The organism is Thiomonas sp. SCN 64-16 (genome assembly GCF_001725585.1).
Lineage (GTDB): Bacteria > Pseudomonadota > Gammaproteobacteria > Burkholderiales > Burkholderiaceae_C > Thiomonas > Thiomonas arsenitoxydans.
The window spans coordinates 29,766-43,461 of sequence record NZ_MEGQ01000001.1; the positions used below are offsets into that span (position 1 = coordinate 29,766).

Below are 13,696 nucleotides of genomic sequence, written 5' to 3' on the forward strand. Positions count from 1 at the left end.
CCTCTGGTACAGAAAGGATCGCCGATGACCTCGCAGACCGCCACCGTCCTGCACCCGCCCGACTTGCCCGACCTCAACCCCGAGTTCGCCACGCAAGTGCTCGAAGGCCTGAGCGCGCATCCCAAACGCATTCCTTCCACCTGGTTCTACGACCACCGCGGCTCGGAGCTGTTCGAGCAGATCACCGAGCTGAACGAGTACTACCTCACCCGCAGCGAAACCGCGCTGCTGCGCAACCTGCACGACGAGTTTGCCCAACTACCCGCTGGCGCGGCCGTGATCGAATTCGGCAGTGGCTCCAGCCGTAAAACCCCCTTGCTGCTGGGCGCCCTGAACGCCCCCGCGAGCTACACCGCCATCGACATCAGCGGCGACTTTCTGCGCCAGTCGGTGCGCGGACTGCAACTGCGTTTTCCCCAGCTGGATATGCACGCGCTGGAAGCCGATTTCACCGCCCCGCTGCACTGGCCCGCCGCGCTGGAGGCCGACGTGCGGCAGCAGCCCCGCATCGGCTTTTTTCCCGGCTCGACCATCGGCAACTTCACCCCGGAGCAGGCGGTGCGCTTTCTGCATGGCGCGGCGCAATTTCTCGGCCCCGGCGCGCATTTGCTCGTCGGCGTGGACGGCACGCAGGACAAGGCCAAACTCATTCCCGCTTATGACGACGCCCGCGGCGTAACGGCGGCGTTCAACCGCAATCTGCTCACCCGCATCAACCGCGAACTCGGCGCCGATTTCAATGCGCAGGCGTTCCGGCATGTGGCCCGTTTCGACCCCGCGCACAGCCGCATCGAGATGCATCTGCTCAGCCCCAGGCCGCAGACCGTGCGCCTGCTCGGGCAGAGCTTCACCTTTGCAGAAGGCGAGACTCTGCACACCGAAAATTCCTACAAATATCCTGTGGCGATGTTTCAGCGCCTGGCGCACTCGGCGGGGTGGACGCCGCAGAAACACTGGCTCGCCGCCGATACCGATGTTGCGCTGCACTGGCTGCAGCGGTGAGGCGGTTGGCCGCCCACCGCGTCAGCGCGGCTCTGTGTCGGTCGGCGCTTCGCGCACCGGATGCTTGAGCAGCTTGCGCTGCAGGGTGCGGCGGTGCATCTGCAGCGCGCGGGCGGTGGCGGAGATATTGCCGTCGTGCTCGGCCAGCACTTTCTGGATGTGCTCCCATTCCAGCCGATCGACCGGCAGCGGCTGGGCGGCCACGGCCCGGTCGGCCTCGGGTTCGTCTTGTTCCAGCGCGGCGAGGATGTCGCTCACCGTCGCTGGCTTGGGCAGATAGTTGGTCGCGCCGAGCTTGATGGCATCGACCGCGGTGGCGATGCTGGCGTAGCCGGTCAGCAGCAGGATGCGCAGGTCGGGATAGGCTTCGCGCAGCGGCGCAATCAGCGTCAGACCGCTATCGCCGGGCAGGCGCAGATCGAGCACCGCCGCGTCGAACGCCGCCGTACCGATGAGCGCGCGCGCGGCGGGCGCAGAATCGGCATGCCACACGGAAATGCCGCGCCGTTCCATGGAATTGCGCGTGGCGGCAGCCAGCGCGGCGTCATCTTCGACCAGCAACAGATTCATCGGTTTGCCATTCAGTAAGTTGGATCGAGGCGCGGCCATTGCAGCGTGGCGCTCAGCCCGCCGCCCGCCCGTCGTGCCACGGTGAGCGTGCCACCGAGGCGCTCGATCCCGGCGCGGGCCAAGGCCAGCCCGAGGCCGCGCGTCTCGCCCTTGGTACTGACGAAATCGTAGCCTGCCCGCGCCAGCCGATCATCCGACAGACCGGGGCCGCGGTCGAGCACATGCACGCGCAGACTGGTCGCGTCCCAGTCGGCCTCGACTTCCACCGCGTCGGGGCTGGCGTCGGCGGCGTTGTTGAGCAGACTCACCAGCGCGGCGTTCAGACCCGCATCCACCCGCAGCACCGGGGGCGAGCCTGCGCTGCGCAGTGCGAGCCCCGCCTGCGACTGCGGTCGCATGAGGTGCCAGTGCTCCAGCGTTTGCTCCAGCCAGTGCGCCAGCGTTTCGGTCTGGTCGCTGCGGCTGCGCGCGGCGCCGGCTGCCGCGGTGATGTGACCAAGCACGGTACGGATCTGCGCCACCTGCGCCTGCATGCGCTGCAGTTGGGGCCCGAGTTCATCGTCGCCCGCGTAGTCGGCCTGCAGATCGTCCACCGTCATCGCCAGGGTGGACACGGGCGTGGCGAGTTCATGCGCGGCGGCGGCAGCCTGCATGCCCAGCGCGAACAGATGCTGGTCGCGCAGACCGACTTCACGGCTGCGGGCCAGTTCGATTTCGCGCTCGCGCAAGGCTGAAGCCAGACGCGCCACCACCGCCGCCACCAGCAGCGCCGTGATGAGAAAGTTGCCCCACATGCCCGTCAGATGCTCGCCGAGCATGCCGGTCGCGACCCCGCAGGCCTCGGTCAGCGGGGTGGGGAAGAATGACACCAACGAGTAAAGCGTGATGACCACCGCCGTCATGGCCCAGACATAGAACCAGGGCAGAGCCACCGCACTCAGGACGAGTGGTATCAGCAGCAGGGAGATGATGGGGTTGACCTCGCCGCCGCTCCAATACACCAGCAGGGCAAGAATGAGGGCATCGGCCAGCAGGTGGACGAAACCGCCGAAGGCGCCCAAGCCGCGGCGGCTGCGAATCTGCCACCACAGCAAGACGCCGAGGGCCGCCTGAAGGCCGATCAGGCCCAGCACTTTGTAGACCGGCCAGGTGATGTCGAGGAAGTGATGCGCCCAGGGCAGCACCGCCAACTCGGCCAGCAGCATGGCCACGCGCGCCGCGAGCAGCCGGGTCAGGGTGACAGCCGGCAGATGTGGCGAAGCCGACAAAGAAGCTTGCGCTCCCTGATCGGCAAGGGGCAAACGCGGAATACGGGAGGACAGCGGCATGCAGCCATTTTAGGAAGCCCTTGCGGCACGCCAGTACGCGGTTCTCCCTGCGACGCACTGCCGCAGGGAGAACCCGAGCCTGTTACGGCAGCAGCACCGTCGAGCCGATGGTCTTGCGGGCTTCGAGATCGCGATGCGCCTGCGCCGCCTCGGCCAGCGGGTAGCGCTGGTTGATGTGAATCTTCACCTGTCCGCTGCGAATCAGGGCGAACAGCGCATCGGCCATTTGCTGCTTCACCACCGGATCGGCCATGTGCGTGCCCAGCGTGGGGCGGGTGACATAGAGCGAACCGGCTGCCGCCAGGTCGGTGAGCTTGATCGGCGGCACGGCTCCCGAAGCATTGCCGAAGCTCACCATCAGGCCGAAGGGCTGCAGGCAGGCGAGCGAACGCTCCCAGGTGTCGCGGCCAATCGAGTCATAGACCACCGGCACGCCGCGACCGGCGGTGAGGTCTTTGACCCGGGCGACGAAATCGTCCTGCACATAGTCGATGGCGTGGGCGTAACCGTTTTCCAGCGCCAGCGCGCATTTCGCCGCCGAGCCCGCTGTGCCGATGAGCGTAGCGCCCAGCGCCCGTGCCATCTGCCCGGCAATCAGCCCCACCCCGCCGGCGGCGGCGTGAAACAGCGCCACATCCCCGGCCTTGAGCGCGCGGGTGCGATGCAACAGGTAATACGCCGTCAGGCCTTTGAGCAGACTGGCCGCAGCCACCTCAAAAGCGATGTCGTCGGGCAGTTTGATCAGCGGCGCCACCGGCACCACCCGGCGCTGCGCATACGCGCCGGGCGCGCCGGTGCAGTAGCCCACGCGGTCGCCCACCGCAAAGCCCTCCACCCCCGGCCCCACCGCCTCGATCACCCCGGCGGCCTCGCCACCCAGACTGCCCGGCAGCGGCTGCGGATACAGGCCGGTGCGGTGATACACGTCGATGAAATTCAGCCCGATGGCTTCCTGGCGCAGCAACACCTGCCCCGGGCCGGGATCGGCCAGTTCTTGCTCGCGCCATTGCAGCACTTCGGGGCCGCCGTGTTGATCGAACCGGATCGCATGGGTCGTCGTCATGTCTCTTCCTTTGTCGTGGGTTGTTCGTGCAGCCACAGCCACAGTGCGGGCAGGCACAGCAAGGCCAATGCCGCGGCCAAGGTGAACAGGGCCGCCGAGCCGATGGTCTGCCACAGCCAGCCGGCGCCGATGGCCGCGAGCAATTGCATCAGCCCGATGGTCAGGTGATACAGACCGAACGCGGTGCCGCGCAGTTGCGGCGGCGCGGCTTCGGCCACGGCTGCGGAGAGTAATCCCTGCGTGAGCCCCATGTGCAGCCCCCACAGCGCAACCCCCAGCCAGAACCCGGGCATTCCCAGCGGCAGCACGCCGCCGAGCAACAACATGGCAGCCGCCAGCACCGCCAGCCCCAGGCCGAACAGCCGCTTGCGCCCCCAGCGCGCCGCCAGCAGACCCACCGGGTAAGCCGAAAGCGCGTAGGCCAGCGACAGCACCAGCGTGACCAGCGCGATCCACACCACCGACACGCCGATCTGGTCGCCGCGCAGCACCAGAAATGCCTCGGTCAGCCGCGCCAGGGTGAACAGCGCGGCCAGGCTGACGACCTGCCAGAACGCCGGTGGCAGCTCGCGCGCTGCGCGCCAGTCCATGCCCTTCTTACCCGCCTTGGCCGTCGCCACGCCAGCTTGAACCCGGCGCGGTTCACGCACGCCCAAAGCCAGAATCGCCACCGCGATGACTGCCGGAATCACCCCGAACCACAGCACCAGCCGCAGGTTGTCGGCATACACCGCCAGCAGGCCGATGGCCGCCAGCGGCCCGAGCACCGCGCCCACGGTATCCAGACTTTGCCGCAGGCCGTAGGCGGCATTGCGCAGCGCGGGCGGCGTGGCGTCGGCCACCAGCGCGTCGCGCGGCGCGCCGCGGATGCCCTTGCCGATGCGGTCGATGAAGCGCGCCGCGATCACCTCGCCCGCGCCCGAAGCCAGCGGAAACAGCGGCTTGGTCAGCGCCGACAGGCCATAGCCCGCCACCGCCAGCCATTTGCGCGAACCGATCTTGTCCGACCACACCCCAGACACCACCTTGAGCATCGACGCCGTGGCCTCGGCGATGCCCTCGACCACCCCGACACTAAGCACGCTCAGCCCCAGCACCGTGGTCATGTAAACCGGCAGCAGGGCGTGGATGAGTTCGGACGACATGTCCATGAACAGGCTGACCAAACCCAGCATCCACACGGTGCGGGGCAAGCGGCTGCTTGTTGGATCAGAAGGGAGTTGCATGCGGAATTTGTGGTGAGTGGCCCTGTGCCGGGCGTTAAGCGCAGTCTAAGCGCCTGCCGCTAAAGTCCGGTCTGTATCCATTTGCAATCCAGCCCCATGCGCCTGCTCCTGGTTGAAGATGATGTGATGATCGGCGAAAGCGTGCTCGACGCCTTGCGCGGCGAGGGCTACGCGGTGGACTGGGTGCGCGACGGCGCCGTGGCCGACTCGGCGCTGCGCACCGAGCAGTACGACCTGGTGCTGCTCGATCTGGGCCTGCCCAAGATGGACGGCATCGCCGTGCTCAAGGCGCTGCGCACCCGGCGCGAAACCACCCCGGTGCTCATCGCCACCGCGCGCGACGCCGTCTCGGCGCGCATCGCCGGGCTCGACGCCGGGGCCGACGACTATGTGCTCAAACCCTACGACCTCGACGAACTCTCCGCCCGCATCCGCGCGCTGCTGCGCCGGGCGGCGGGGCGGGCCGAGCCGGTGTTCAGCTACGGCCGCATCAGCCTGAACCCGGCCACGCACGAAGCCCTGCTCGACGGCGAGCCAGTCGCCTTGTCGCAGCGCGAGTGGGCCGTGCTCGAAGCGCTGATCGCCCGCCCCGGCATGATTCTGTCGCGCGCCCAGCTCGAAGAAAAACTCTATAGCTGGAAGGACGAGATTTCGAGCAACGCGGTGGAGGTGTACGTTCACAGCCTGCGCAAAAAGCTGGGGCCCGACCTCATCCGCAACATCCGCGGTATGGGCTACATGATCGCCAAGGAGCCCGCGCCTGCAAGCCCGAGCCGTGATGGCGGCGGTGACGGCCGCCACACGCCAGAAGCCGATAGCGTGGACGATGGCGGAGATGGCGGCGACGGCAGCGGCGATGGGGGCGGCGATTGAAATCCCTGCGCGCCCGCCTGCTGCTGCTGCTCTCAGTGGCCGTCACCCTGGCGGCCCTCGTGCAGGCCGTGGCCGTGTTCCGCAACGCCATGAACGAGGCCGACGCGGTGTTCGACTATCACCTGCAGCAACTCGCGCTCAGCCTCGCCAGCGGCGATATGGGCCTGCCCGGTTTCGGCCCCAATGTCAGCGCGGGCAACGATGTGGACTATGTCGTTCAGGTCTGGGCGCCCGATGGCAAACGCATTTACGTCTCGCGCCCACGCAGCGAGCTGCCCAGCCAGGCCGTGCTCGGCTACACCAATGTGCAGGTTGGCGGCGAGCAGTGGCGCGTCTATTCCATGCAGGCCGGAGGGCGCACCATTCAGGTCGGCCAGAGCACCGCCACGCGGCAGGCGCTGGCGCTGGGCTTCGCGCTGCGTTCCATCTGGCCGATGGCCGTCATCGCGCCGCTGCTGCTGCTGGCCGTTGCGTGGGTGGTGCGACGCTCGCTGCGGCCGCTGAGCGATCTGTCGCGCGAGCTGGAGAACCGCGCCGCCACCAGCTTCGACCCGCTCGACCCGCACCCCGTGATCAGCGAAATGCAGCCCGTGGTGCGCGCGATGAACGGCCTGTTCTCGCGCACCCGCCAGGCCTTCGATACCCAGCGCATGTTCGTCGCCGACGCCGCGCACGAATTGCGCTCGCCGCTGGCCGCGCTCAAGGTGCAGGTACAAATGCTCGGCCGCGCGCACGACGACGCCCAGCGCGGCGTAGCGCTGGCCCGGCTGGAAAGCGGCATCGACCGCGCCAGCCATCTGGTCGAACAACTGCTGCTGCTGGCGCGCAACGAGTCGGGCGCCGAAGAGGCGCTCACCGCTGTGAGCCTGCTCGACACCGCGCGCCTGGCCCTGTCCGATACCGCCGAACTCGCCCAGACCCGCGGCGTGGACGCCGGGATGGAAGACGCCGAAGACTGCACCGTGCTCGCCCCGGCCAGCGGCCTGCGCATTCTGGTGCGCAACCTGGTGGACAACGCCCTGCGCTACACCCCCACAGGCGGCCGGGTGGACGTGCGGGTGCGCTGCGAAATGCAGCCCGCGCCACCCGCCGCGCAAGCGACCGACGGCACAGCCGCACCCCGACGCATGGCCGTGCTCGAAGTGGACGACTCCGGCCCCGGCATTCCGCCCGAAGACCGCGATCGCGTGTTCGACCGTTTCTATCGCCGCGAAAACGCCCCGCCCGGCGGCAGCGGCCTGGGTTTAGCCATCGTGCGCAGCGTGGCCGAGCGTTGCGACGCCCGCATCGAACTCGATACCTCCCCACTGGGCGGGCTGCGGGTGCGGGTAATTTTTGCGTCCGCAGGGCACACGCTCCCGCGCTGAAAAAACGTCGCTTGGCGGGCTTCAGTCCAGGTTAAGGCCCATCACCGAGTCTTTAAACAAGACGCCGCCGTGCTTGCCGCGTTGCAGCAATTGCGTTTCAATCAGCTCGCTGACCCGCTTGCTTTGCTACTTTCCACCAGGAGACCCCCATGACCATGCAACTCAGCCTCAAGGACAAAACCGCCATCATCACCGGCGCCGCCAGCGGCATCGGCAAAGAGATTGCCGAAACCTATGCCAAGGCGGGCGCCAAAGTCGCCATCGCCGACCTGAACCTCGACGCCGCCAACGCCACCGCCGAAGCCATCAACAAGGCCGGTGGCAAAGCCATGGGCGTGGCGATGAACGTGACCGACGAAGCGCAAGTGAACGCCGGCTGCGCGGCGGTGGCCAAGGCCTTCGGCCCGGTGGACATTCTGGTGTCCAACGCCGGCATCCAGATCGTCAACCCCATCGAAGACTTCGCCTTCGCCGACTGGAAAAAGCTGCTCGCCATTCACCTCGACGGCGCCTTTCTCACCACCAAGGCGGTGCTGCCGGGCATGTATGCCAAGAAAGGCGGCGTGGTGATTTACATGGGCTCGGTGCATTCGCACGAGGCCAGCAAGCTCAAGAGCGCCTACGTCACCGCCAAGCACGGCCTGCTGGGGCTGGCGCGGGTGCTGGCCAAGGAAGGCGGGCCCAAGGGCGTGCGCTCGCACGTCATCTGCCCGGGCTTTGTGCGTACCCCGCTGGTGGAAAAGCAGATTCCCGAGCAGGCCAAAGAGTTGAACATCAGCGAAGACGAGGTGATCAAGAACGTGATGCTGAAAGACACGGTGGATGGCGAGTTCACCACCACCGCCGACATCGCCAATCTGGCGCTGTTCCTGGCCGCCTTCCCCACGGCCGCACTCACCGGCCAGTCCATCGTCGCCAGCCACGGCTGGTGCATGAACTAAAAGGCGCAAGTCATGACGACCGCCACGACGACCCGTCTCACGCAGCGCACAAAGACTGCCTCCTCGCCTGAAGAAGAAACTCGCCGGGCCGCCCCAAGAGTTTCTTCGCCCCCTGGGGGGAGACGTGAGCAAGGCGAGCGTTTCGGGGGGGATCTCATGCCGTCCTGCCGCGCGGATGCCGTGTTGGCGCAGGTGCGGCATTACGACCGCATCGCCCTGGTGCTTCAAGGCGGCGGGGCGCTGGGCGCTTACCAATGCGGCGTGGTGGAGGCGCTGGAAGACTGCGGCGTGCATCCGCACTGGGTGGCCGGTATTTCCATCGGCTCCATCAACGCAGCGCTGATTGCGGGCAACCCGCCGGGCCAACGCGCTGCCGCCTTGCGCACGTTCTGGGAAACTGTCACCCAGCAGCCGCTGCTGCCCACCCTGCCCTGGGAACACGGCGCCGCGCTGGCCTGGATTCCCGAGCCCCTGCAACCCCAGCTTGCGGTCATGCAGGGGCTGCGCGCCATACTCGAAGGTCAGCGGGGCTTTTTTCTGCCACGCTGGCCGCTAGGCGGCAACAACCCGGCGAAGGCCAGCTTTTACGACACCGCGCCGCTGCGCGACACGCTGGAAAAGCTGGTCGATTTCGACCGGCTCAACAGCGGCGAAACCCGCATCAGCGTGGGCGCGGTGAATGTGCGCAACGGCAACCAGGTGGTGTTCGACAGCGCCGAGATGCGGCTCGGCCCCGAGCACATCATGGCCTCGGGCGCGCTGCCGCCGGGTTTTCCGGCGGTGGAGATCGACGGCGAGTTCTACTGGGACGGCGGGCTGGTGTCGAACACGCCCTTGTCGCAGGTGCTGGGCGGCCACCCTAGCCACCACACCCTGGTGTTCCAGGTCGATCTGTGGAGCGCGGCGGGCGAGGTGCCCAAAACCCTGCTCGACGTGGCCGAGCGGCAAAAAGACATCCAGTTTTCCAGCCGCACGCGCATCATCACCTCCACCCTTCAGCGGGCGCAGCAGCAGCGTCGCATTCTGCGCGATTTGCTGCAGCGCATTCCGCTCGACAAACGCGATGCGTTGTGCGAGCAAGTGCAGGAAATGGCGCAGGACAAACGCTACAACGTCATCCACCTGATCTACCGCGACAAAGCCTTCGACGGTCAGGGCAAGGACTACGCCTTCGGCCGCGCCGAAATGCGCTCGCACTGGCAAAGCGGCCTCGACGACATGCACCGCACCCTCGACCACCCGGACTGGTTTGCTCTGCCCAGCGCCGAGCAGGGCTTCGTCACCCACGACGTGCACACGCAGGCCTGAGTCGTTGCTCCTTCAGGGCATCAGCAAAGTGACGCCCTGCAGATCGCAGGCCATGACGGCCTGCCGCAGCGCGGCAATGGCTTCATGCCGGGTGAAGCTCTTGCGCCACACCAGCACCACGCGGCGCGTGGGCGGCGGATCGGAAAACGGCACATAACAGACGTGATCGGTGCTCGGATCGGCCGCATGCGGCACGTCCTGCCGCGGCACCGACAGCTTGGGCACCACGGTGATGCCCATGCCCGAGGCCACCATCTGCTTGATGGTCTCCAGCGACGAGCCCTCGAAACTCTTGCGGATGCCTTCTGAGCTGGGCGAAAACCGGGCGAACTCCGGGCAGACTTCGAGCACATGGTCGCGAAAGCAGTGGCCGGTGCCGAGCAGCAGCATGGTCTCGTCCTTGATCGCCTCGGCGCTCAGCTCCTTGCAGGTCGCCATCGCATGGGTGCGCGGCACGGCCACGAGGAAGGGCTCGTCATACAGCGGCGTGACCGCCAGCCCCTGATCGGGGAACGGCTCGGCCAGAATAGCCGCATCCAACTCGCCGGTGCGCAACATTTCCAGCAGGCGGGTGGTGAAGTTTTCCTGCAGCATCAGCGGCATTTGCGGGCTGCGCTTGATGACGTTGCGCACCAGCTCGGGCAGCAGATAGGGCGCAATGGTGTAGATCACCCCCAGCCGCAGCGGCCCGGCCAGCGGATCTTTGCCGCGTTTGGCGATCTCTTTGATCGCCGCCGCCTGCTCGATGACGCGCTGCGCCTGCTCGACGATTTCCGCGCCGATGGGCGTGATGCTCACCTCATTGCCGCCGCGCTCGAACAAACGCACATCAAGTTCTTCCTCGAGCTTTTTGATGGCGACCGACAGAGTGGGCTGGCTGACGAAACAGGCCTCGGCAGCCCGGCCAAAATGCCGCTCGCGAGCGACGGCGACGATATAGCGTAATTCTGTCAGAGTCATAGAAAGAATTAAAACAGAAACGCCGCCAGATTGTGTTAATCAATGCAATTGGGCCATGAGAAAACGCCGGGCCGCCCCAAGTTTTCTCATCCCCCTCGGGGGGCCTGACGCGAACGCGGCAGGTCTGGGGGCACCCTCAAGCGCTCAACCAGTCGAACCCTTCGCCCAGCCAGCGCGCGGCGTGTTGCCGGGCGGCTTCGGGCGCGGCGACCAGCAGACGTTGCGCGGTGTCGCGGGCGGCTTCGAGCAGATCGATGTCTTGCGCCAGATCGGCGTAGCGCAGGCCGGGCACGCCCGACTGCCGCAGGCCCAGCAGTTCACCCGGCCCGCGCAGTTCCAGGTCTTTCTGCGCCAGGGCGAAGCCGTCGGTGAGTTCGCGCATCGCCCCCAAGCGCTCGCGCGCCGTGGGCGACAGCGGCGAGGTGAACAGCAGCACGCAATCCGACTGCGCCGCACCCCGCCCCACCCGCCCGCGCAGCTGGTGCAACTGCGACAGCCCGAAGCGCTCGGCATGTTCGATCACCATCAGGCTGGCGTTGGGCACGTCCACGCCCACCTCGATGACGGTGGTGGCGACGAGCAGGCCGATTTCGCCCGCGCTGAACGCCCGCATGGTGGCGCGCTTTTCCTGCGCCTTCATGCGCCCGTGCAGCAGGCCGACTTGCACCGCCCCCTGACCGGGCCTCGTCGCCAGCGCGGCGCTGAGTTCGGCGTGGGTGGCCACGGCGTTTTGCAAATCGAGCGTCTCGCTTTCCTCAACGAGCGGGCAAACCCAATAGGCCTGCCGCCCCTGCGCGGTCAACGCGCCGACCCGGGCGACGAGTTCGTCGCGCCGATCCGCGCTGACCACGCTGGTGCGCACCGGCGTTCTGCCCGGCGGCAGAACATCGATGGTGGAAACGTCCAGATCGCCGAACAGCGCCATCGCCAGGGTGCGCGGAATGGGCGTGGCGCTCATCATCAGCAGATGCGGCTGCAGGCCGCTGCCCTGCGTGCCCGCGCGCAGGCTGTCGCGCAGGGCCAGGCGCTGCGCCACGCCGAAGCGATGCTGCTCGTCCACGATCGCCAGCCCCAGCCGGGCAAAACGCACCTGCGCCTGAATGACGGCGTGCGTGCCCAGCACGAGCTGCGCCTGCCCGCTGGCCACGCGCTGCAGCGCCGCCTCACGCTCTTTTTTCGTCTGACTGCCAGATAGCCAGGCGACGCCCACGCCCAACGGCTCCAGCCAATCGGCGAGCTTGCGCGCGTGTTGCGCCGCGAGAATTTCGGTGGGCGCCATGAGTGCGCACTGCCAGCCGGACGCCACGGCCTGCGCCGCCGCCAGCGCGGCCACGACGGTCTTGCCGCTGCCCACGTCGCCCTGCAGCAGCCGGTGCATCGGCGCGGTCTGCGCCAGATCGGCGGCGATTTCGGCCACGCAGCGCTCCTGAGCTGCCGTGAGGGTGAAGGGGATGGCCGCCCGCAGCAGCGCCGGGAGGCTGTGCACCTCGGGCGCGGCGGGCAGCATCGGCGCCTTCCACCGTTGTCGCTGTGCTCGGGCCTGCTGCTGGGCCAGTTGCTGCGCCAGCAATTCGTCAAACTTCAGCCGTCGCTGCGCCGGATGCGCGCCCGCTTCCAGCGCGGGCAAGGCTGCGGCCGGCGGAGCATGCAGGGTGCGCAGACTCGAAGGCAGATCGGGCAGATGATGGCGCGTCAGCTCCTCCTGCGGCACGGTGTCGCGCCAGACCAGCCGCTTGAGCGCCCCAGCCACGGCCTTGCGCAAATAACTTTGCGGCACACCGGCCGTGGTGGGATAGACCGGCGTGAGCGTGTTCGGCAGGGGCGCGTTGGCGTCCACCAGCTTCCAAGTCGGGTGCACCATCTCCCAGCCAAACAAGCCCTGCCGCACCTGCCCATGCACCCGCAGCCGCACCCCAGGCTGCAAGGTTTTGAGCTGATTGGGGTAGAAGTGGAACAGCCGCAGGGTGAGGATGGCGTCGCCCGCTTCCGGGTCTTGCAGCCGCACCAGCAACTGCCGACGCGGCGCGCGGCCCTGCACCTGCGCCTGGGTCACCACAGCATCCGTGGCGACAAGCTCACCGTCGCGCAGCGCATCCAGCGGCGTGAGCCGCGTTTCATCCTCATAGCGCAGCGGCAGATGCAGCGCAAGGTCCCAGTCGGTGTGCAGACCCAGACGGGCGAGCGGCGTGGGCCGTGCCGGTTTGGCCTTGCCCGCCGGGTCTTTGCGAGGCGCGCTTGCCCGCTGCGGCGGATCGGCAGTGGGGTCTTGCTCAGAGGACTTGCGCGCGGCGGTCATCGGGGCATTCTAAAAATGACAGCATCGTCGTCTGCGCCTGAGCCCGGCATGGCGCACCCGCTGGATGCCGAGCCCCCAATAATCCCCCCATTCAATCCCCCCATTCGCACGGGTTTTTGTGGGTCTGGTTATAGTTGTTACAAATTCACTTATTTTGCCCATGTCCAAAGCCCTCTCCACTCTGCGCACAGCCTGGTTCTCCATGCTGGTGCTGCTGCTTGGGTTGGCGCCATTCATTCATGGGCATCTGGGCCAGCCGGTGCAAAGCGGCTGGCACATCCATGCGCTGACGGCCGCGGCGGAAGTGCAGGCCAGTCCGCAATTCAGTTTGCAATCAAGTCCCGACGGCTTGGCCTGCCTTGCCAGCCACCCTCAGCACACGGCGCAGCAGTCGGGCTTTGCGCTGCAGACCCCCGAGCCCAGCGATGTGGAACTGGCCTCGGGCATCGCCCAATCCCGGCTTTCCCAGATCCGCCTGGCCAGCGTTTTGATCGACACCGAAGTCGTGCTGCCGACGTTTGCTTTCGCGTCACAGCACTCCTTGGCCGTCACCGCGCTCATTTCTTGGCCGCAACTCTCTGACGATGCGCTTCCGCGCGTCCACCACGGCCTGCCGCCTCCCGGTCAGGCTCCGCCCTCCACTCTGGTCTGATTTTTTTCTGCCGCAACACGCGTGAAACACAGGTGCAACCTGTCACGCGCAAGATGCCACTCAGTCCCAGATGGAGCCCGGCGCATGGCCGGGATGCAAGATGCCCCAAT

Annotated in this window: 12 protein-coding genes; 6 read left to right on the plus strand and 6 right to left on the minus strand. The window is 67.2% G+C overall.

The annotated features are described in order from the left end of the window. Nucleotides 1-24 precede the first annotated feature (24 nt). The gene (gene egtD / locus ABT24_RS00145; protein WP_276727883.1) at nucleotides 25-1,002 is read left to right on the plus strand and encodes an L-histidine N(alpha)-methyltransferase; all 978 of its coding nucleotides are present in this window, start codon (nucleotides 25-27) and stop codon (nucleotides 1,000-1,002) included. 21 nt (nucleotides 1,003-1,023) lie between these two features. On the opposite strand, the gene ABT24_RS00150 is transcribed toward egtD, so the two are convergent. The 4 genes from ABT24_RS00150 to ABT24_RS00165 form a co-directional block, all read right to left on the minus strand. Further along, the gene (locus tag ABT24_RS00150) at nucleotides 1,024-1,572 is read right to left on the minus strand and encodes a response regulator transcription factor (RefSeq protein WP_276727881.1); all 549 of its coding nucleotides are present in this window, start codon (nucleotides 1,570-1,572) and stop codon (nucleotides 1,024-1,026) included. Nucleotides 1,573-1,583: 11 nt separating this feature from the next. Beyond that, nucleotides 1,584-2,900: an ATP-binding protein gene (locus ABT24_RS00155; RefSeq protein ID WP_276727878.1), complete on the minus strand. Its 1,317-nt coding sequence runs from the start codon at nucleotides 2,898-2,900 to the stop codon at nucleotides 1,584-1,586. Nucleotides 2,901-2,982: 82 nt separating this feature from the next. Beyond that, entirely contained in the window at nucleotides 2,983-3,963 is a 981-nt protein-coding gene (locus ABT24_RS00160) for a quinone oxidoreductase family protein (RefSeq protein WP_276727875.1), read from the minus strand. Beyond that, nucleotides 3,960-5,189 (minus strand): MFS transporter, encoded by a 1,230-nt coding sequence (locus tag ABT24_RS00165; protein WP_276727871.1) that lies wholly within the window; start codon nucleotides 5,187-5,189, stop codon nucleotides 3,960-3,962. Before ABT24_RS00165 ends, ABT24_RS00160 begins: the two co-directional genes overlap by 4 nt. 96 nt (nucleotides 5,190-5,285) lie before the next feature. Between ABT24_RS00165 and ABT24_RS00170 the strand changes: the two genes are divergently transcribed. The 4 genes from ABT24_RS00170 (at nucleotide 5,286) to ABT24_RS00185 (ending at nucleotide 9,678) form a co-directional block, all read left to right on the plus strand. Beyond that, nucleotides 5,286-6,062, plus strand: a complete 777-nt coding sequence (locus ABT24_RS00170) for a response regulator (RefSeq protein WP_423837798.1) — start codon at nucleotides 5,286-5,288, stop codon at nucleotides 6,060-6,062. Beyond that, nucleotides 6,059-7,429 carry an ATP-binding protein gene (locus tag ABT24_RS00175; RefSeq protein WP_276727869.1) on the plus strand — a complete coding sequence of 457 codons (1,371 nt, stop codon included), beginning with the start codon at nucleotides 6,059-6,061 and terminating at the stop codon, nucleotides 7,427-7,429. The genes ABT24_RS00170 and ABT24_RS00175 overlap by 4 nt, the downstream gene beginning before the upstream one ends. Nucleotides 7,430-7,578: 149 nt before the next feature. Beyond that, a complete protein-coding gene (locus ABT24_RS00180) occupies nucleotides 7,579-8,370 on the plus strand; it encodes a 3-hydroxybutyrate dehydrogenase (protein ID WP_013122423.1) in 792 nt (263 codons plus the stop codon). A gap of 156 nt (nucleotides 8,371-8,526) precedes the next feature. Then, on the plus strand, nucleotides 8,527-9,678 hold the full coding sequence (locus ABT24_RS00185; RefSeq protein ID WP_276727865.1) for a patatin-like phospholipase family protein: 1,152 nt from the start codon (nucleotides 8,527-8,529) through the stop codon (nucleotides 9,676-9,678). A gap of 12 nt (nucleotides 9,679-9,690) precedes the next feature. Here the strand turns inward: ABT24_RS00185 and ABT24_RS00190 are convergent, their stop codons facing one another. Both ABT24_RS00190 and recG read right to left on the minus strand, forming a co-directional pair. Continuing rightward, entirely contained in the window at nucleotides 9,691-10,638 is a 948-nt protein-coding gene (locus ABT24_RS00190) for a hydrogen peroxide-inducible genes activator (RefSeq protein ID WP_156054493.1), read from the minus strand. 136 nt (nucleotides 10,639-10,774) lie between these two features. Continuing rightward, nucleotides 10,775-12,934: an ATP-dependent DNA helicase RecG gene (gene recG, locus ABT24_RS00195; protein WP_276727862.1), complete on the minus strand. Its 2,160-nt coding sequence runs from the start codon at nucleotides 12,932-12,934 to the stop codon at nucleotides 10,775-10,777. 160 nt (nucleotides 12,935-13,094) lie between these two features. Here recG and ABT24_RS00200 point away from each other — a divergent pair, with 160 nt between their 5' ends. Beyond that, nucleotides 13,095-13,586: a hypothetical protein gene (locus ABT24_RS00200; RefSeq protein WP_013122419.1), complete on the plus strand. Its 492-nt coding sequence runs from the start codon at nucleotides 13,095-13,097 to the stop codon at nucleotides 13,584-13,586. The last annotated feature ends 110 nt before the right edge of the window (nucleotides 13,587-13,696 follow it).